Source organism: Acinetobacter sp. V89_7 (assembly GCF_029967895.1).
GTDB classification, from domain to species: Bacteria; Pseudomonadota; Gammaproteobacteria; order Pseudomonadales; family Moraxellaceae; genus Acinetobacter; species Acinetobacter soli.
Genome location: NZ_JASCAJ010000028.1, coordinates 15,003 through 34,169 on the forward strand (window position 1 = coordinate 15,003; position 19,167 = coordinate 34,169).

A 19,167-nucleotide genomic window follows, 5' to 3' on the forward strand; every position below is an offset into this window, starting at 1 on the left:
TGAAAAAAATAAAAAACAGCTCGGAAAGCTGATTTATACAAAATAAAAAGGAAGATAAACATGCAAAAGGTTGAATCCGGTCTCAAACAGCCTCCTCATTCATCTCATGTAATGATCATTACTTTGGTCTTGTGTTTTATTTTTGCGATTATTGAAGGTTTTGACTTGCAGTCTATAGGTGTTGCCGCCCCACGTATGAAAGCAGAAATGCTGTTGTCGAGCGCCGAGATGGGTTGGATCTTCAGTGCTGCTGTTTTGGGGACTTTACCCGGTGCATTAATTGCAGGGCGTATTGCCGATGTGATAGGTCGCAAAAAAGTGTTAATTGCCTGTGTCATTATTTTTGGTGCAATGTCTCTCATTACGCCTTTTATGCAGGAATATACAGCTTTATTAGCGATTCGCTTTCTGACTGGTATCGGCATGGGTGGCGCACTGCCAATTGTGATTACCATGGTGTCTGAGGCGGTTCCCGATAAATATAAGGCCACGGCAGTCAGTTCAATGTATTGTGGTATGCCAATTGGCGGTTTTTTGACTTCCGTAGTTGCACTAGGCCTAGATGCAGATCATCAATGGCGACATATTTTCTATCTGGGGGGCGGGGCGCCACTTCTTTTAGCCGTTGTTCTTTATTATTTTTTGCCTGAATCAAAAGCTTATCTGAAAAGCCATCAACGGCAAAGTACAAAATACAGTATGTCTGAGGTGCTGTTTTCTCAAGGACGAACCCGCACCACCGCCAGTTTATGGATCAGTTTTTTTGGAACCTTACTGGTGCTGGCCTTGCTACAAAACTGGCTTCCTACACTGATTGCCGGTTTAGGATTAACCAAGCATCAAGCAAGTTATATTCAAATGGGATTTAATCTGGGAGGTTCTGTTGGGGTGTTACTTCTGGGCCTAATGCTCGATCGTTTCAATAAAATTATGATTGCGATGTGCGCATATACCGGAATCTTCCTGTCATTGATTGGTTTGGCCTATTCGCATACCACTCTTGCCTTCATGCTCTCCGCCGCAGGGTGTGGTATGTTTGTTATTGGGTGTCAGTCGATTTTGTATACATTGGCTGCAACATATTACCCTACAGAAATGCGGGGGACTGGCGTTGGTGCGGCAGTGGCGTTAGGACGAGTTGGCGCATTTATCGGGCCACTTTTCGCAGGCTATTTACTGAGCGTTGGCCAAAGTGAAATCTTTGTAATTGCCTCCAGTATTCCCATGATTTTAATTGCTGCACTCTCCGTACTGTTTTTACTGTACCGACCAAATCATCAGCCAGTTACCGACACGGTGGCATCTTCACTTAAATCTTCCTGATCGGCTAAACCTAAAGCTTGACTCATTCAGCGCCTCTTGTGCGCTGTTATGGTCTGTTATAGTGTATTCATCAAAAATTGTATCTACCAGTTTTCCTATGGTCTGCCACACTCTGAAGTGTCATATTCAATCAGGAGTGGACAGCATGAACTTTTTATTTCGTAAAAATAAAGCCTGGTTTGTTTTTTTTATCATTACATTTTACTCATTTCTGGGCTTTTTTATGGGTTATCTGATTTGGGAATATGCATTGAATTGAGTGCAAATTGTCGCTTAATCGACTGTGCGAGTTGTTGAAGTGCCTGCTCAATGGTGGCGTCAATTTCAAACGAACAGTTTAAGCGCAAATGATGAGCATGTTCGGGACGCTGATTAAATAAATAACCTGGCGCAATTCCAATCTGGTGCTGTAGAAGATCTTGGTACAACTGTTGACTGTCTAGCTGTTCTGGAAGAGCAATCCACAAAAAATATCCAGAAGGATAATAATGTATGTGGCAAGTCGCTGGTAGTCGCTGTGTCAGTATTTCGTAATATTGATCTTTAAGGCGTTTTAAGCTGCTACGCAACTGCTTTAAATGTTTGTCGTAATGGCGTTGAGAAAGATATTCGACCAATGTACTTTGAATCAGCGCATTCACAGAGATGGTGCTCATCAGTTGTAAATGCTGAATTTGCGCTGAGAATTGTGCAGCATACACCCAACCCACACGAAATCCTGCGCCTAATGTTTTAGAAAATGAACTACAGTGTATCACTCGATGATGTCGATCAAAGAATTTCATCGAGTGTGGTTTGTGCGCGCCGTAATACAGCTCCTCATAGACATCATCTTCAATCAAGTACACATCATGCTCGTATAGTAATGCAGCAAGCTGTGCCTTAATTTCATCACACACGGTAAATCCGATCGGATTCTGGCTATTGAGCATCAATAAACATACTTTTATAGGGTAGGTGATCAGTGCTTGCTTAAAAGCCTCTAGATCGAGTCCGTATTCAGGGTGATCCGGTAATATGATCACATTTAAACCCAGATTTTCTGCGGCTTGCCAAGCACCATAAAAAATGGATTCTTGTAGCAAAATATAATCGCCTGCCTGAGTAAGCGCGCGTAGTGAAAGATTCAGTGCATCTAACCCACCCGAAGTGATCACAATATCTTCTGGGTCTGTCGGAATACCCTGCATGCAATAGCGCTGCGCTATGTATTTGCGTAATGCATAATTTCCTGGTGGAAGGCTTGGCATTTGCTGATAAGCCGCTTTGTGTTTAGCTTGTCGAGCCAATGTATGCATCAGCTGTGCTGAATAAAGTAAACGGCTGTCAGGAAAGGCACTTCCAAATGGCACAATATGCTCAGACTGAATTGACTTTAAATAACGAAATACCCGTGAATTGATTTCGATATTGGTACTCTGAACCATGTTATGTGTGCCCGATGCAGGCACTGGAGGGACAGCAACAAAGTATCCAAGCTTTGATTTGGAATAAATTAACCCTTGAGCTTCGAGCTCCTGATAGGCATTTAAAACGGTCATTAAGCTAAATCCAGAAATTTGGACTTGCTGTCTAAGCGAGGGAAGTTTGTCATGGGCTTTCCATGTCCCTGTTTCGATCAATCGCTTTAAGCTCAGTGCCAGTTGTTTGGATTTTTGCATATGATGGTCATGTGATTTGTCTGGATGACTATAACAGATTGTGTATGGATGCTTAAACCAGCGTTTTTTACTTGGATAATTTGTAAATGCTCAAATGGTTTCAGGCCTTAAGTAAATTTCAAAGATAAGATTATTTGTGTAACAAAAAATTTAAATGATATATTTATTACAGCATAAATAACTTCAAGATAATTGAATTTAAAGCGTTTTTTTATTTTATAAAGATATGAGGATTTTAACTCAGTATTTTTAAGAACTCTTCGTCAGTTTGTGGCTAGTTTTGATAATGATTCTCAGGTATGTTCGCTTGAAATTTGATCATGGATGATCTGGTTTTATCGATAGATCAGCCCATCACATCAACCTCAGTTCTACACGGATGAAACATGCGAATTGCTTCTATTTTGCTATTAGTTATTGTGCTTCTGACGTTATTGTTTTTTTATTTTCAACCATCTGAGACAGCTATCCCAATCAAGCAAAGTACTGCACAAGCTCAAGCAGGGCAGCTTGATCAGCCATCTCACCTAAATAATATCACTACTCAAGACGTGACATCTCATTCAGTTACTCAAGCAGAGCGGCAAGCATCCGACAGCGCGCCACTTGCCGATACCAAAAGTGATCTGAGCATTCAGCCCATAGATCCAGAAAAGGACCCGGGTAATCAAATTATTAAACCCTAACGTTTCTTCACCCAACAAAAATGGAATTAAACACATGCATAAGTACATGCTATTCATTGTAAGTATTGGATTGGGAATAACATCAGCGCACGCTCAGCTTTCATCTGAACAAGCTCGGGCGAAACTGTCTGCACAGGCGCTACAAAAAGTTGCACAAGGTAAAATTAATCTGGATGCACTATTGAATAATGCATCCAATGATTTGATTGTCGAGACGAATCATGCACAGCCATTAACAAGCACATCCTTAATTACACAACTGCATCAACAAAAACAGAATTTAAGACAACGTCTATCCGTACTTGGCGGTGTGCAGTTAATGCGTGATTACAATGCATTGCCTTTGACTTTTTATCGAATTCAACAGCGTGATACTTTGGTAAAGTTGCTCAATGATCCAGAGGTCAAAGCGGTTTATCCGAATATAGCGTCTAAAACCATGGCCAATGAAAATCTGAATCTGATTGGCCAACCAGCAATAAAATCTAAAGGTTATACTGGTCAGGGAACATCGGTGGCAATTTTAGATACGGGTGTAGATTATCGTTTAAATGATTTTGGAAACTGCACACGTGCCGGCACACCAGCCAGTTGTCGGGTCAGCTATGCTATGGATATGGCGCCAGAAGACAATCAATTTGATGACAGTGAAAAACACGGCACCAATGTTGCAGCGATTGCTGCCACAGTCGCGGCAGATACCAAGATTATTGCCATGGATGTTTTTCGTGGCAAACTGGCGTATGACAGTGATATTGCAGCGGCATTAAACTGGGTGACCAACAATGCCAAAACCCTCAATATCAAGACTGCAAACATGAGTCTTGGGGGAGATTTAAATACTTCGACCTGTACACGCTCATTATCAAAAAGCTTTCAAACGCTACGTGAAGCAGGTGTATTACCCGTCGTTGCGGCTGGAAATTCGGCTAAATCCAATGCCATTTCATATCCGGCCTGTTTACAGGGAGCAGTCAGTGTAGGGGCAGTGTACGACTCAAATATTGGCCGTGTCATGTATAGTTCATGTACCGATAGCAGTTCTTATGCAGATAAAGTCGCTTGTTTTAGTAACAGTTCTGCAAATTTAACATTACTTGCACCGGGTGTTCGAATTTCAGGTGGTGGCATTGTTATGAGCGGTACTTCTCAGGCAACACCGCATGTAGCGGCTGCACTGGCCATTATTCGAGCCAATAATGCCTTTGCAAATGATAGCCTCGACGAGAGCGTCAATCGACTCAAAAATAGTGGAACATTGGTGACCGATACTCGAAATGGTCTACGTTTTTCTCGTCTTAATCTGGCCGCAGCATTAAGTAGTTTAACAGGCACTCCAACGCAAAATAACACGGCAACGACTGATCAGAACAACAGCACAGCTGCGCCTGCGACGCCAACAAAATGTACCAGAACATTATTTTTTACCAGTTGCCGCGGCTAGCCTGAATCATTGAACTGAGTGTGATCGCTCAAAATGCGTGGCGATCACATTTGCTTTTACTCAGCACTTATCGATGTGAATGGCGCAAACTGATGCAAACGATTTTGTAATATTTGTGCCATTTGTGTGGCTAGTTCTGAGATAACGCCATCTTTTTCCCAGCGATAAAGCGATACCGCCATAGCGGGTGCTCGCCCAAAGACGCTGTATTCGCGCACATTGTATCCTTGTGTGGCTGCCACGGGCAAAAGCGAGATGCCTAATCCTGCTTCAATACCGACCAAAACACTGGCAAGGCTATTGCTTGAAAAAGCGACATACCAGTGTTTACGTTCACGTTCAATAAAATCAAACATTTCGTCGCGGTACAATCCACCTTGCGGAAAGGTTACCAAAGGAATGGGATCGGGCCATACTTGACTAAAATGCTGACTTTCAAACCAGGCAATTGCTTCTGGAAATGTTGCAAAATGATCTGCACTGGCCATCGGTTCCTTCACAACCACTATATCAAATTGTCCTGCGCGATAGCGTGTCATTAAATCACGACTTAATCCTGCCGTGACATCAAGCCGGATTGAACGGTGTGCTTCACTAAAGCTATGCAGTAATCTCGCCATTTCCGTATTCATAATGTCTTCTGGTACTCCAATACGGATGGGAATACTGCCTGTGGTGGTGCTCAGTACATTTTGTGCTTCAAGTTGCAAGGCCAGAATACGTCTGGCGTATCCCAAAAGCGACTCGCCCGCTGTGGTCAGTTGTAAAGAACGGGACTGGCGCTCAATCAAAGGCTTACCGACAGCATGCTCTAGCCGAGCCAGTTGCTGACTGATGGTCGATTGGGTCATATGCAGTTGATCTGCCGCCAAGGTAAAGCTTCCCGTTTCAACAATCGCCACAAATGCCCGAAGTAAACGAGGATCAAACATGTGGTGCTCCCAAATCGCTACAACGATCCTAAAAGTAAGTATTTATAATCTTAATGTATTCGATTAAATAATTTAATTTCTAAATATAAAAGATCATGTTTATGCTGAGTAATGAGAATGTACAGAACGGTTATGCTGAGCAGTATAAGAAACAAGAATATCTAAATGACTTGAGGAACATTTGAGTGAATGTGGATCGTGAGTTTTTACGCCATTTGCCAAGCAACCGATGCAAATTTGTTATGTTCCTACTCGCCCAGAACATCTCCCAGAGATCTACGCGTACTGGCAATCCATTAACATACCCAATCAACCGTGAGTAAATCAGGTGACCAATCGAGCTTTATTGATGATAACAGTGGCTTTAGTGGGGTTAAATTTGCGGCCCTTTATGACCAGTATTGGCCCTGTGGTCAATCGGATTAAAGCCGATATGGGCCTTGGTTTACAAGGAATTGCACTGCTGACATTGGTTCCTATGCTGCTCATGGGGATGATTGCGCTGCTGGGCCCGTGGATACACAACACTTTGGGTGAGCGAAAAGCCAGCCTGATAGCTTTAACTCTGATTTGTATAGGATGTGCGTCTCGATTTATCGCGCCGAATGGCTTATTACTGATTGGTACGGCAGGCGCAATTGGGCTGGGTGTCGCGATGTTGCAAGTGACATTTCCAAGCTTGATTAAACGAGAGTTTGCCGATCAGATGGGACCCATGATGGGGCTTTATTCTGCCATGCTCATGGGAGGCGGCGCGCTTGGCGCATTTTTAACGCCTCTGATCACTGCACAATATGGATCGTGGCAGTTTGGCCTTGCAATTTTTAGTGTTCCGGCACTGGTTGCGCTGCTTCTTGCGGCACGTTATTTAGCTCAGCCATCACAGCATAAGCTTCAATCAGCTTCGATTTCGCTGTTTTTATCACAACCGCGCACGTGGTTACTGATTGTATGCTTTGGGCTGATTAACAGTGGTTATACCAGCATTGTGGCATGGCTGGCACCTGCTTACCAAGAATTGGGCTGGAGTGCTAAATCAAGCGGAAACCTCATGGCGATTTTAACGCTTTGCCAAGCCATTTCCGCTTTAGTTTTGCCTTATTTGGCCCGGAAAAATCAAGATCGTCGGCTATGGCTCAGTGCGGCACTGGTGATGCAAATTGTAGGTTTTGCTGGTTTGGTTTTTATTCCTCAGATGTTTGCCTATGTATGGGTAATGCTGATTGGCGCAGGTTTAGGAGGCTGTTTTGCACTGATGATGATTATTGTGCTGGATCACTTATCTGATCCAGTCATGGCAGGTCAGCTTTCTGCACTCATGCAAGGAGGCGGTTTTTTAATTGCCGCAATTGCGCCATGGTGGGTTGCCATTTTGCACGATATAACAGCGAGCTATACCACCGCTTGGATGCTACAGTTGTTCATGGTGATTGTGGTCACTACTTTGGTGTATAAATTTAATCCTCGCCATTATGCCGATGTAATCGATGTAGAGGGAAAAAGATGAATTTAAAGCGATGAAAAAGCTACAATCAAATAAAAATTCATATGTATAGTCTTGTATATACAATTAAAGCTAAATCACGCTAAAATATACGAGTAAATATTCTATGAGCCGGAACTGATGTCAAGACCTACCACACACAATGATCTGGAACTCTCGCTGGCACAAGACAGCCCTGTTCCGTTATATCTGCGTGTAAAGCACATGATTTCACAGCGTATTTATGACGGGACTTGGCCTGTAAACAAAAAGATTCCATCTGAAAGTGAATTGGTCAATTTGCTTGGCTGTAGCCGGATGACAGTAAATCGAGCACTTCGAGAGCTGACCACTGAAGGCTTACTGGTTCGTATTCAGGGCGTTGGGTCATTTGTTGCAGAAGGACAAGGGCGAACTGCGTTATTTCAGGTCAATAATATTGCCGAAGAAATATTGGCTCGAAATCATAAGCATCATGCCCAAGTACTGGTGCTTGAGAAAATTCAGGCCAATGCCGAACAAAGTGTGTTAATGCAAATTCGTGAAGGGCAGACACTGTTCCACTCGATTATTGTACATTTTGAAAATGATGTACCTGTCCAAATTGAAGATCGTCTAGTCGATCCGGTCATCATTCCTGATTATCTTGATCAAGACTTTCAAAACATTACACCTAATGCATATTTGATGTCTAAGGCCCCGGTAACTGAAGGTGAACACGTGGTCACTGCCATTCTCGCAACAGCACAGGAATGTAAATGGCTCAAAATTAATAAAACTGAACCGTGCCTGCTGATTCGGCGTCGTACATGGTCGAACAAACAATTGGTTTCAAGCGCAAGATTGATTTATCCGGGCAGTCGCTATTTTCTGGAAGGTAAATTTACCCAATGATGAAACATCTTCTAGCCTCAGATTATAAAAAAATGCGCTGGAAGAATGGTTTGGGATATACGCTGGAATTGGCTCGAAGTGCTGGCGATGATCTGGCGCATTTTGAGTGGCGAATTTCAATGGCGGATGTTTCTGCATCTGGTGCATTTTCCAACTTTTTGGGAATGCAACGCATCTTGAGTGTATTAGAGGGTGCAGGGCTTTGTTTGAACATTGAGGGGATTGTCCATCAACTCAATAAGGGCCAAAGCATTTGCTTTTCTGGCGAGCGTAACGTATTTGCCGAATTGTTAAATGGGCCGATTCGTGACTTTAATCTGATTTATAACCCAAATCTTTGGCAAGCGCAGCATGTACGCTTGGCTGCAAAGTCGGCGCAAACTCGTCATATTTCGGCAGATCTTATTTTTCTGTTTAATGCCTCGACCAAGCCTCAGGTACTACAAATAAATGGAAAATCCTGCCTGCTTCTGCATTATGAAAGTATACTTTTAGATCGGCAAGAAGCGGTAGAATCTATACTGACGATTTCTGGAATTTTTAAGAATTTGTGCATAATTGAATTAAGAAAGTAAATTTTTGAATGGATCAAAGCAACACATACAGCCCTAGGTTGTATGTGTTTTTTTATGGCGTATAAAAATTAAAACAATAAAAAAACATTGTCTTATATATTAATTTCCACAATTTTTAAAAAAGCATCTTTTCATTAAAAAGGATTTGTGTAGTATATGGATGTATATACAAGTTAATACATCACTATACAGTGAAGTGAGCTTAAATTTCACTTCAAACTCAAAGGAAGGAGTCCTCTTGTGACCACAGCAACAACCAAATTCCGTGATATCGAAATTCGTGCACCTCGCGGTACAAAGCTCAACACCAAAAGCTGGCTGACCGAAGCACCATTACGCATGCTGATGAACAATCTTGATCCAGATGTGGCAGAAAATCCGAAAGAACTGGTGGTTTACGGAGGGATTGGTCGTGCTGCACGAAACTGGGAATGTTTCGATAAAATTGTCGAAACCCTTAAAAATTTAGAAATTGATGAAACTTTACTGGTTCAATCGGGCAAGCCTGTCGGCGTGTTTAAAACCCATCAAGATGCGCCACGCGTCCTAATTGCAAATTCAAACCTTGTGCCGCACTGGGCCAATTGGGAACATTTTAATGATCTCGATGCCAAAGCCTTAGCAATGTACGGGCAAATGACAGCAGGCTCTTGGATCTACATTGGTAGCCAAGGAATTGTGCAGGGAACCTATGAAACTTTTGTGGAAGCTGGTCGTCAGCACTACAACGGCAATTTGAAAGGGCGCTGGGTATTGACCGCAGGTTTGGGGGGAATGGGCGGTGCTCAGCCACTTGCTGCAACGCTGGCAGGTGCTTGTTCTTTAAATATCGAGTGTCAGCAGGCGAGTATCGATTTTCGTTTACGCACACGCTATGTCGATGAGCAAGCAACAGATTTAGACGATGCACTGGCGCGTATTAAAAAATACACTCAAGAAGGTCAAGCTGTTTCTATTGCCTTGCATGGAAATGCAGCAGAGATTTTACCTGAACTGGTGCGCCGTGGAGTACGTCCAGATATGGTGACAGATCAGACCAGTGCACATGATCCGCTCAATGGTTATTTACCTGTAGGTTGGACATGGAATGAATACCGTGAGCGCTCTAAAACCGAGCCAGAGCAGGTGGTTCAAGCTGCTAAAAAATCGATGGCGCAGCATGTTCAAGCCATGCTTGATTTTAAGAATATGGGCATTCCAACCTTCGACTATGGCAATAATATTCGCCAAATGGCCAAAGAAGTGGGTGTAGAAAATGCATTCGATTTTCCAGGTTTTGTACCGGCCTATATTCGTCCACTTTTCTGTCGTGGAATAGGGCCATTCCGCTGGGCTGCACTTTCGGGAGACCCAGAAGATATCTATAAAACTGATGCGAAAGTGAAGGAGTTAATTCCTGACGATGCGCATTTACATCGCTGGTTAGATATGGCACGTGAGCGAATTAGCTTCCAAGGTTTACCTGCACGTATTTGCTGGGTCGGGTTGGGCCTGCGTGCCAAACTCGGATTGGCATTTAACGAAATGGTTCGTAGTGGTGAGTTGTCAGCACCAGTGGTCATTGGGCGTGATCATCTCGATTCTGGCTCGGTGGCAAGTCCAAACCGTGAAACCGAATCGATGAAAGATGGCTCTGATGCTGTATCGGACTGGCCACTTTTAAATGCACTACTGAACACAGCAGGTGGCGCGACGTGGGTATCATTGCATCATGGTGGCGGTGTCGGAATGGGCTTTTCTCAGCATTCAGGTGTGGTGATTGTCTGTGATGGCACAGACGAAGCAGCAGCACGTATTGCACGAGTTTTAACGAATGACCCTGCAACTGGTGTAATGCGTCATGCCGATGCAGGCTATGAAATCGCAATTGATTGTGCCAAAGAGCAAGGACTAAACTTGCCAATGATCACGCAATAACTTGCTCAAATTGAGGTGATAGATGCTGATACCGAATCAGCATCTAAAATAAATATAGCGCAAACAGGACGCCAAACATGGAACTCTTACTTCAACCGGGCAAACTCACCCTCGCAGATTTACGCCAAGCTTATCATCAGCCGATTAAGGTAAAACTCGATGAGAGCGCATCTGCGGCGATCAATGCCAGTGTGGCCTGTGTCGAAAAAATCGTAAACGAAGGTCGCACGGCCTATGGCATTAATACAGGTTTTGGCTTACTCGCATCGACCAAAATTGCACCTGAAGATTTAGAAAAATTGCAACGCTCATTGGTGCTGTCACATGCAGCAGGGGTGGGCGAACCACTCGATGATGCTATGGTGCGCTTAATTATGTTGCTTAAAGCCAATAGCTTAGCACGCGGTTTTTCGGGTATTCGCCGTAAAGTGATTGATGCACTGCTCGCGCTGATCAATGCCGAAGTCTACCCGCATATTCCCTTAAAAGGCTCTGTGGGAGCTTCGGGCGATTTGGCGCCACTGGCCCATATGTCGCTGGTATTACTTGGTGAAAGTAAAGCGCGCTATCAAGGACAGTGGATTTCAGCAGTTGAAGCCCTTAAAATAGCCGGCCTTGAGCCGATTTCACTGGCAGCTAAAGAAGGTCTGGCGCTGCTCAATGGAACACAGGCCTCTACTGCCTATGCCTTGCGTGGACTCTTTGAAGCAGAAGATCTCTTTGCAGCAGCAACCGTATGTGGTGGTTTAAGCGTTGAAGCCATGCTCGGATCACGCGCGCCGTTTGATGCACGAATTCATGAGGTACGTGGTCAGCGCGGGCAAATTGATGTTGCAGCAGCGTATCGTGACTTACTGACAGAGTCGAGTGAAATTGGGTTGTCGCACGAAGAGTGCAGTAAAGTTCAAGATCCGTATTCACTACGTTGTCAGCCGCAAGTAATGGGAGCGTGTCTGACGCAAATTCGTCAAGCAGCTGAAGTTCTTGAAATTGAAGCGAATGCAGTGTCTGACAATCCGCTGGTCTTTGCAGCAGAGGACGATGTGATTTCGGGAGGGAACTTCCATGCAGAGCCTGTGGCGATGGCTGCAGATAATTTGGCACTGGCAATTGCAGAAATAGGCTCGTTGTCAGAGCGTCGTATTTCTATGATGATGGATCGCCATATGTCGCAGTTGCCGCCTTTTCTGGTGGCCAATGGTGGTGTCAACTCTGGCTTTATGATTGCACAGGTGACAGCAGCTGCATTGGCAAGTGACAATAAAGCACTTGCACATCCTGCCAGTGTCGATAGTCTACCGACGTCTGCCAATCAGGAAGACCACGTATCCATGGCACCAAATGCCGGAAAACGCTTGTGGTATATGGCCGACAACGTACGTGGCATTCTGGCGGTAGAGTGGCTCGGGGCATGCCAAGGACTTGATTTCCGTGAGGGATTGAAAAGTTCACCAAAACTTGAGCGCGCGCGGCATTTATTGCGTGATCAAGTGCCTTATTACAGCGAAGATCGCTTTTTTGCACCTGATATCGAGCAAGCCAGCGCGCTACTCGCAAGCGGGTGCCTAAATGCGTTAATTCTTCCAAAATTATTGCCGAGTTTGTCTGAAGTGTGATCTATAAATCGGTCACATGGAGTGGCCGAATCTAACTGAATTTCCTCAAGGATTGGAGATTAAAATGTCACAACACTCCACATTACAGCGCGGGTTGAATACCCGTCATATCCGTTTTCTGGCCTTAGGCTCTGCCATTGGAACGGGTTTATTTTATGGTTCAGCAACAGCAATTAAAATGGCAGGCCCTTCGGTCATCTTGGCGTATATCATTGCCGGAATTGCAATTTATATCGTAATGCGGGCGCTGGGCGAAATGGCGGTACATAACCCAGTATCGGGTTCATTTAGTCATTATGCCTCGCAGTACATCGGGCCGCTCGCCGGCTTTACCACCGGCTGGACTTATGTGTTTGAGATGGTGATTGTGGCACTCGCCGATGTCACCGCATTTGGGATTTACATGGGGTTTTGGTACCCCGATGTACCGCGCTGGATCTGGATCATGTCATTGATCATGTTTCTGGGCGGGATTAACCTCATTCACGTTAAAGTATTTGGTGAGCTTGAGTTCTGGTTGTCAATTGTCAAGGTCACTGCCATTATCGCCATGATTGTGGGTGGTTTGGGCCTGATGCTTTACGGTTTTCATGCAGATCATTCGAGCTTTACACCGGGATTACAAAATCTCTGGATTCATGATGGCTTTATGCCAAACGGCATTGCAGGACTGATTGCCTGTTTGTCGGTGGTGGTGTTTGCTTTTGGAGGCATTGAGATTATTGGGATTACCGCAGGTGAATCACAAGATCCGAAAAAGACCCTGCCGAAAGCTATTAATGCAGTACCGGTACGTATTTTACTATTTTATGTGCTGACTATTTTTGTATTAATGTCGATCTTTCCATGGAACCAGATTGGCAGCCAGGGTAGTCCCTTTGTACAAATTTTTGAAAATTTGGGCATTGGTTCTGCTGCCACGATTTTAAATATTGTGGTGATCACCGCTGCAATTTCGGCCATTAACAGTGATGTATTTGGTGCAGGGCGTATGCTGTACGGCATGTCGAGTCGTGGACAAGCCCCTCAAATCTTTCAAAAGCTTTCTAAGAACGGCGTGCCATGGATGACCGTGGTCGTTATGGCGGGTGTGTTGCTGGTTGGCGTCATTTTAAATTATCTTATCCCTGAAAATGTATTCATCATTATTGCCTCGATTGCCACTTTCGCGACGGTGTGGGTATGGTTGATGATTTTGCTTTCACAAGTCGCGATGCGTCGCAAACTCTCTGTGGCTGAAATCAAAGCGCTCGATTTTCCGGTAATTGGCTGGCCAATTGCACCAGCTTTCGCAATTATATTTATGCTGTTTATTTTGGCGATGATGGGATATTTCCCAGACTCCCGACCTGCGATTTATGTGGGTGCCGGCTGGCTGATTTTACTCTGGATTGCTTACATGATTTGGGTGAAACCCAAGCAAGGTCATCTAGAAGAAGACACCCCAGCGCTTGAGCACCGTGCAGAAATGGAACGATAACACTTAAGCAGCGTTCGTATCATGTGCGTATGCTGCTTCAGGAAAAAACAATGAAAACGCTTTGGAAAAACTGTCACATGGCAACTATGCGTGACGGTCAATATTCAATCATAAAAAATGCGGCATTGATCAGTTCAGGTACACATATTGACTGGATTGGTCCAGAACAGGACTTGCCTGATATTACAGATATACAGGTCTGTGACTTGCAAGGACGCTGGGTGACACCGGGACTAATTGACTGCCATACCCACAGTGTTTTTGGTGGCAATCGAAGTTTAGAGTTTGAGCAGCGTCTTGAAGGGGTGAGCTACGCCGAAATTGCAGCACAAGGAGGGGGTATTGCCAGCACTGTGCGTGCAACCCGTGCCGCCAATGAAGATGAATTACTGGCTTCGGGTCTCAAGCGCGTTCGTGCCCTGTTAAGAGACGGTGTGACCAGTATTGAGATTAAGTCGGGCTATGGGCTGGACTACTCCAACGAACGTAAAATGCTGCGGGTGATTCGTCAAATTGCCAAGCAGCTCCCCATGACCGTGAAGAGTACCTGTCTTGCGGCACACGCCATTCCACCAGAATATAGCAGCACAGATCAAGATGCATATATTGATCATATCTGTAACGAGATGCTACCTAAGCTACATGCCGAAGGCCTGATCGATGCGGTAGATGCATTTTGTGAATATCTGGCTTTTACGCCAGCACAAGTGGAGCGCGTGTTTCAAACGGCGCAGCAGCTAAATCTGCCAGTCAAGCTTCATGCAGAACAGCTTTCTGCATTGGGGGGAGCCACACTGGCAGCACGTTATCAGGCACTTTCAGCAGATCATCTGGAGTATTTAACCGAGCAAGATGTGATTGCGATGGCAAAAAATAACACCGTTGCGGTTTTATTGCCTGGTGCTTTTTATTTCTTACGCGAAACAAAATATCCACCAGTGGCTTTGTTGCAGCAACATGGTGTGCCAATTGCCTTGTCGAGTGATCTAAACCCAGGAACATCGCCTGCGCTTTCTTTAAGACTGATGATGAACATGGGCAGCACCTTGTTTCGACTAACACCTGAACAGACACTGGCTGGTGTAACCCGACATGCCGCACAGGCTTTGGGCTTACAACATTCACACGGTAGTCTGGAAGTGGGTAAGGTGGCCGATTTTGTCGCCTGGGAGATCGAACACCCCTCAGAACTGACCTACTGGCTGGGGGGAGATTTGTCCAAGCGAATTATTCGTCATGGTCAGGAAATCGAATATTCAGTTTATGCATGAGGTAAAGGGAATGACAATTCACCCAAGCTTTCAATGGAAAGGGCGTCACGATGGTGATGGCACAGCGCATTTACGCTTTCACCATCTTGTGGGGCAAAGCACGACGGCTACGTATACGCTGATCGGGTTTGCATCCGATGAAGGTGTACGACGAAATCATGGCCGGATAGGAGCGTCGCTTGCGCCAGATGCAATTCGCACTCAGTTCAGTAATTTGCCGGTTCATCAAAGTATTTCGATTTCAGATTGGGGCACGATTTACTGTGAAGATGCTGCACTTGAAGCAGCGCAGGAGCAACTTGCGACAGCAGTAGATGCATGTTTGCAACAGGGCAGTAAACCTGTCGTAATCGGTGGCGGTCACGAGGTGGCTTTTGGAAGTTTTTCTGGGTTATTTCGGCATGTCTTAAATCAAGATTTAAATAAAAAAGTTGGCGTCATTAACTTCGATGCTCACTTTGATTTGCGTGAAGCCACTCAAGTCACATCAGGTACGCCTTTTTACGATGCCGCAATGCTATCTGCAAAACATGGTCAAGAGTTTCATTATTTATGCTTAGGCGTTGCCAAACATTCAAATACTCAAGCCTTATTTGAAACAGCCGAGCGGCTTCATTGCGACTATTTGTTCGATCATGAGCTAAATAGCAGCAATCTTGATGCGGTATTGCGAAAAATAGATACCTTTATAGCGCGTGTAGATGAGCTTTATATCACGATTGATCTCGATGTTTTTCATGCCAGCATCGCTCCGGGCGTAAGTGCACCGGCCGTTAAAGGAATCGATCTGGCTATTTTTGAACCTCTGCTGCAACGCATCAAGGCAAGCGGAAAAGTAAAAGTTTTGGACGTTGCAGAATGTAATCCAAATTTTGATCTCGATCATCGGACAGCGAAGCTTGCGGCGTATATTATTTATCTGTACATGACAGATTGAGGCGGTTTGCTGCAACGCAAAGTTGTTTACATTTAACGCGACATCTGGTGTCGTAAATACATCAAATGCATGTCTACACTGACCGGCGATTTTTTATAATAGCGCTATGGGCAATCGCAGATCAGGTAGACATGCATGACAGATCGTATTCGTGAAAAGCTGCAAATTCTTGCAGATGCAGCCAAGTATGACGTTTCATGTTCATCAAGCGGCAGTGATCGAAAAAACAAAGATAAAGGGTTGGGAAATACCGGATCGGGTATTTGCCATAGCTATACCGAAGACGGCCGCTGTGTCTCGCTCCTTAAAATTCTATTTAGCAATGTGTGTATTTATGACTGCTCTTATTGCGTATCCAGACGTTCAAATGATGTCAAACGAGCTGCATTTACGGTGCAAGAAGTGGTCGATCTGACCATTAATTTTTATCGTCGTAATTATATAGAAGGGTTATTTTTAAGTTCAGGAATTTTTAAGTCTGCCGATTACACTATGGAGCGAATGCTTCAAGTGGTTAAAAAATTACGTTTGGAAGAAAATTTCAACGGCTATATTCATTTAAAAACCATTCCGGGTGCTTCACCAGAGCTGATTACCGAGGCGGGGCTTTATGCCGACCGTATGAGTATTAATCTTGAAATGCCGACCGAAGCAGGTTTAAAACAATTTGCACCTGAGAAAAGCCACGCCGAAGTACAAAAAGATTTAGGCATTGTTCGAGACCGCTTAATTCAGTTTAAAGATGAACGCAAGCTGATTCGCTCTGTGCCAAAATTTGTACCTGCGGGTCAAACTACACAAATGGTGGTAGGTGCCTCAAATGAGACCGATTATGATGTCATGATGATGGCCGATCAGCATTATAAAGATTACAAGCTTAAACGGGTTTACTACTCAGGTTATATCCCAATTAATGATCAAGACAAGGCTTTGCCAGCGATTGGTTCTGCACCCCCGTTATTACGTGAAAATCGTTTGTATCAGTCTGATTGGCTGATGCGCTTTTATGGCTTTGCTGCCAATGAGATTGTCAATCCGCAGTTTCCTAATCTGGATTTGGAGGTCGATCCAAAGTTAAGCTGGGCACTTCGACATCCCGAATATTTTCCTGTCGATATCAATCGAGCAGACTATCAAATGATCCTACGAATTCCAGGCATTGGGGTACGTTCGGCCAAAAAAATTATTCAGGCGCGTCGTTTTGGTCCACTACGTACCGACCAACTTAAAAAAATGGGTGTGGCCTACAGCCGCGCGCAGCATTTTATGTTTTGTATCGACACGCCAGCCTATAAAAAAGAGCTACATCCGACACAGGTTCGACAGCAAATTCTGCAGTCGGGTCAATCTAAGTACACCAAACAATTATCAGCGCAGTTGGGGTTTGGCTTTTAGCGATGGTGATATATCAGTTTGATGGCACAATGACCGGGCTTTTATGCTGTATCTTTCGTGCATTTCAGTTTAAAGAGTTTGATGTAACGTTGGCGCTTGAACATCAGGCTCAAGACTCGTTGCTTGCCGAAACCATTGAGATTGCGAGCCATGAGGCACAGGCCAAACGCGTTTGGGAAGGTTTAAGTCAAAAACTCTCAAATGAAGGCTTGAAACGCTTTTATTACAGCTATTTGTCTGAGCAATTACCGGCTTATCAGCATTTGTTTAATTTTGCTGTCTATGTCTTTCAAAGCCATATTTCGATTGAAAAAAATTATGGCAATCCAGATGTGTTAGGTGTTGCACAGTGGACCAAGCAAGTGGGACGTGAAAAACATCGTATGGAAGCATTTGTACGGTTTAAAAAAACCAAAGAAGGACTTTTTATCAGTTTGGTTCGTCCAGATTTTAATGTATTGCCGTTGATTCAACGACATTTTAAGGCCCGTTACCAAGATCAAGAGTGGCTGATTTACGATGAAAAACGCCACTACGGTATTTATTATGATTTAAATACCATTCATCAAGTCGAACTCAATGCGAGTACCATCGATAAAAATATCGACAATGGCTTTAGTCAGAATTTTGACCTTGAGCTGGATGAGCAGGAGATGCTCTACGACCAGCTCTGGAAAGACTACTTCAACAGCGTCAATATTCAGGCCCGTAAAAACATTAAATTGCATATTCAGTATGTGCCAAAGCGTTACTGGCGATATATGAATGAAAAGATCATCTAATGTTGCTTGAGGCCTGATTGATCATTTGCAGCTCAAGATTAAATTGGTCCGACCTGAAAAAATGACCCAACCCAGCTTGAAAAGGCCATCGCCAAAATGCCCCAAAGTGTAATCCGTAAGCTGCCTTTCCATAGTGCTGTACCGGCAAAATAACTCGACAGTGCCCCCATGATTGCCAAAGAACATACGCCGACAATCAACACCACGATCGACACCAAATGTTCAGGACTCAGCAAAATAGCCAGCATCGGGCAAAGTGCGCCCAATGAAAAAGACAAAGCCGATGAAAACGCGGCTTGAATAGGACGTGCCGCTGTTTGCTCAATAATACCAATTTCATCGCGCGCATGTGCTTCAAGTGCATCTTTCTCGGTTAACTGAATGGCAACTTCTTTGGCCAATTCTGGGCTTAAGCCGCGGCGCATATAAATAATGGTTAACTCTTCTAATTCAAGATGAGGATTCTTTTCAAGCTCTCTTGCCTCAAACTTCAAATCGGCATGTTCAATGTCCTTTTGCGACTGAACAGAGACATATTCACCTGCGGCCATGGACGTTGCACCCGATATCAAACCGGCCAGACAAGCAATAAACAAGGTATGCGAGCTTGCACCACTCGCGGCCATTCCCATGACTAAGCTGGTCACTGAAATAATCCCGTCGTTTGCCCCCAGCACAGAGGCACGTAGCCATCCGGTACGATGAATATAGTGATCTTCTGCATGATGAGAGTAGGTCATAAGCTTACCTGAATACATAAATCGATGAGAT

Annotated in this window: 16 protein-coding genes; 13 read left to right on the forward strand and 3 right to left on the reverse strand. The window is 44.4% G+C overall.

Annotated features, from left to right (window positions below; genetic code table 11):
- Positions 1–60: 60 nt before the first annotated feature.
- The gene (gene mhpT, locus QLG00_RS09025) at positions 61–1,323 is read left to right on the forward strand and encodes a 3-(3-hydroxy-phenyl)propionate transporter MhpT (protein ID WP_348994512.1); all 1,263 of its coding nucleotides are present in this window, start codon (positions 61–63) and stop codon (positions 1,321–1,323) included.
- Between the two features lie 221 nt (positions 1,324–1,544).
- Here the strand turns inward: mhpT and QLG00_RS09030 are convergent, their stop codons facing one another.
- Complete coding sequence (locus tag QLG00_RS09030) at positions 1,545–2,984, reverse strand: PLP-dependent aminotransferase family protein (RefSeq protein ID WP_282470831.1); 1,440 nt, start codon at positions 2,982–2,984, stop codon at positions 1,545–1,547.
- Positions 2,985–3,370: 386 nt separating this feature from the next.
- On the opposite strand from QLG00_RS09030, the gene QLG00_RS09035 reads away from it, so the two are divergent.
- Together QLG00_RS09035 and QLG00_RS09040 are read left to right on the forward strand one after the other, a co-directional pair.
- Positions 3,371–3,670: a hypothetical protein gene (locus tag QLG00_RS09035; RefSeq protein WP_119025456.1), complete on the forward strand. Its 300-nt coding sequence runs from the start codon at positions 3,371–3,373 to the stop codon at positions 3,668–3,670.
- 34 nt (positions 3,671–3,704) lie between these two features.
- A complete protein-coding gene (locus tag QLG00_RS09040) occupies positions 3,705–5,114 on the forward strand; it encodes a S8 family serine peptidase (RefSeq protein WP_282470832.1) in 1,410 nt (469 codons plus the stop codon).
- A gap of 56 nt (positions 5,115–5,170) precedes the next feature.
- Here the strand turns inward: QLG00_RS09040 and QLG00_RS09045 are convergent, their stop codons facing one another.
- A complete protein-coding gene (locus QLG00_RS09045; protein WP_088459488.1) occupies positions 5,171–6,046 on the reverse strand; it encodes a LysR family transcriptional regulator in 876 nt (291 codons plus the stop codon).
- A 349-nt stretch (positions 6,047–6,395) separates the two neighbouring features.
- On the opposite strand from QLG00_RS09045, the gene QLG00_RS09050 reads away from it, so the two are divergent.
- From QLG00_RS09050 to QLG00_RS09095, 10 genes are all read left to right on the forward strand, one after another.
- Positions 6,396–7,553: a cyanate transporter gene (locus QLG00_RS09050; protein ID WP_151795732.1), complete on the forward strand. Its 1,158-nt coding sequence runs from the start codon at positions 6,396–6,398 to the stop codon at positions 7,551–7,553.
- A 117-nt stretch (positions 7,554–7,670) separates the two neighbouring features.
- Positions 7,671–8,423: a histidine utilization repressor gene (hutC, locus tag QLG00_RS09055; protein ID WP_004936319.1), complete on the forward strand. Its 753-nt coding sequence runs from the start codon at positions 7,671–7,673 to the stop codon at positions 8,421–8,423.
- A complete protein-coding gene (locus tag QLG00_RS09060) occupies positions 8,420–8,998 on the forward strand; it encodes a HutD family protein (RefSeq protein ID WP_282470833.1) in 579 nt (192 codons plus the stop codon). Before hutC ends, QLG00_RS09060 begins: the two co-directional genes overlap by 4 nt.
- 240 nt (positions 8,999–9,238) lie before the next feature.
- On the forward strand, positions 9,239–10,915 hold the full coding sequence (gene hutU, locus QLG00_RS09065) for a urocanate hydratase (RefSeq protein WP_004946326.1): 1,677 nt from the start codon (positions 9,239–9,241) through the stop codon (positions 10,913–10,915).
- A gap of 77 nt (positions 10,916–10,992) precedes the next feature.
- Positions 10,993–12,531, forward strand: a complete 1,539-nt coding sequence (hutH, locus tag QLG00_RS09070; RefSeq protein WP_076032774.1) for a histidine ammonia-lyase — start codon at positions 10,993–10,995, stop codon at positions 12,529–12,531.
- A 64-nt stretch (positions 12,532–12,595) separates the two neighbouring features.
- Positions 12,596–14,011 carry an amino acid permease gene (locus QLG00_RS09075; RefSeq protein ID WP_025094276.1) on the forward strand — a complete coding sequence of 472 codons (1,416 nt, stop codon included), beginning with the start codon at positions 12,596–12,598 and terminating at the stop codon, positions 14,009–14,011.
- A gap of 50 nt (positions 14,012–14,061) precedes the next feature.
- A complete protein-coding gene (gene hutI / locus QLG00_RS09080; protein ID WP_282470834.1) occupies positions 14,062–15,282 on the forward strand; it encodes an imidazolonepropionase in 1,221 nt (406 codons plus the stop codon).
- A gap of 16 nt (positions 15,283–15,298) precedes the next feature.
- Positions 15,299–16,219 carry a formimidoylglutamase gene (gene hutG / locus QLG00_RS09085; RefSeq protein WP_282470862.1) on the forward strand — a complete coding sequence of 307 codons (921 nt, stop codon included), beginning with the start codon at positions 15,299–15,301 and terminating at the stop codon, positions 16,217–16,219.
- A gap of 135 nt (positions 16,220–16,354) precedes the next feature.
- Entirely contained in the window at positions 16,355–17,614 is a 1,260-nt protein-coding gene (locus QLG00_RS09090) for a putative DNA modification/repair radical SAM protein (protein ID WP_282470835.1), read from the forward strand.
- A 2-nt stretch (positions 17,615–17,616) separates the two neighbouring features.
- A complete protein-coding gene (locus QLG00_RS09095; RefSeq protein WP_004946343.1) occupies positions 17,617–18,396 on the forward strand; it encodes a TIGR03915 family putative DNA repair protein in 780 nt (259 codons plus the stop codon).
- Between the two features lie 38 nt (positions 18,397–18,434).
- Here QLG00_RS09095 and QLG00_RS09100 read toward each other — a convergent pair whose 3' ends face one another.
- Positions 18,435–19,136, reverse strand: a complete 702-nt coding sequence (locus tag QLG00_RS09100) for a VIT family protein (RefSeq protein ID WP_004936356.1) — start codon at positions 19,134–19,136, stop codon at positions 18,435–18,437.
- Between the last annotated feature and the right edge of the window lie 31 nt (positions 19,137–19,167).

Coding starts and splice junctions, on each gene's coding strand:
- mhpT (WP_348994512.1), top strand. CDS start 61: ATGCAAAAGGTTGAATCCGGTCTCAAACAGCCTCCTCATTCATCTCAT.
- QLG00_RS09030 (WP_282470831.1), bottom strand. CDS start 2,984: ATGCAAAAATCCAAACAACTGGCACTGAGCTTAAAGCGATTGATCGAA.
- QLG00_RS09035 (WP_119025456.1), top strand. CDS start 3,371: ATGCGAATTGCTTCTATTTTGCTATTAGTTATTGTGCTTCTGACGTTA.
- QLG00_RS09040 (WP_282470832.1), top strand. CDS start 3,705: ATGCATAAGTACATGCTATTCATTGTAAGTATTGGATTGGGAATAACA.
- QLG00_RS09045 (WP_088459488.1), bottom strand. CDS start 6,046: ATGTTTGATCCTCGTTTACTTCGGGCATTTGTGGCGATTGTTGAAACG.
- QLG00_RS09050 (WP_151795732.1), top strand. CDS start 6,396: ATGATAACAGTGGCTTTAGTGGGGTTAAATTTGCGGCCCTTTATGACC.
- hutC (WP_004936319.1), top strand. CDS start 7,671: ATGTCAAGACCTACCACACACAATGATCTGGAACTCTCGCTGGCACAA.
- QLG00_RS09060 (WP_282470833.1), top strand. CDS start 8,420: ATGATGAAACATCTTCTAGCCTCAGATTATAAAAAAATGCGCTGGAAG.
- hutH (WP_076032774.1), top strand. CDS start 10,993: ATGGAACTCTTACTTCAACCGGGCAAACTCACCCTCGCAGATTTACGC.
- QLG00_RS09075 (WP_025094276.1), top strand. CDS start 12,596: ATGTCACAACACTCCACATTACAGCGCGGGTTGAATACCCGTCATATC.
- hutI (WP_282470834.1), top strand. CDS start 14,062: ATGAAAACGCTTTGGAAAAACTGTCACATGGCAACTATGCGTGACGGT.
- QLG00_RS09090 (WP_282470835.1), top strand. CDS start 16,355: ATGACAGATCGTATTCGTGAAAAGCTGCAAATTCTTGCAGATGCAGCC.
- QLG00_RS09095 (WP_004946343.1), top strand. CDS start 17,617: ATGGTGATATATCAGTTTGATGGCACAATGACCGGGCTTTTATGCTGT.
- QLG00_RS09100 (WP_004936356.1), bottom strand. CDS start 19,136: ATGACCTACTCTCATCATGCAGAAGATCACTATATTCATCGTACCGGA.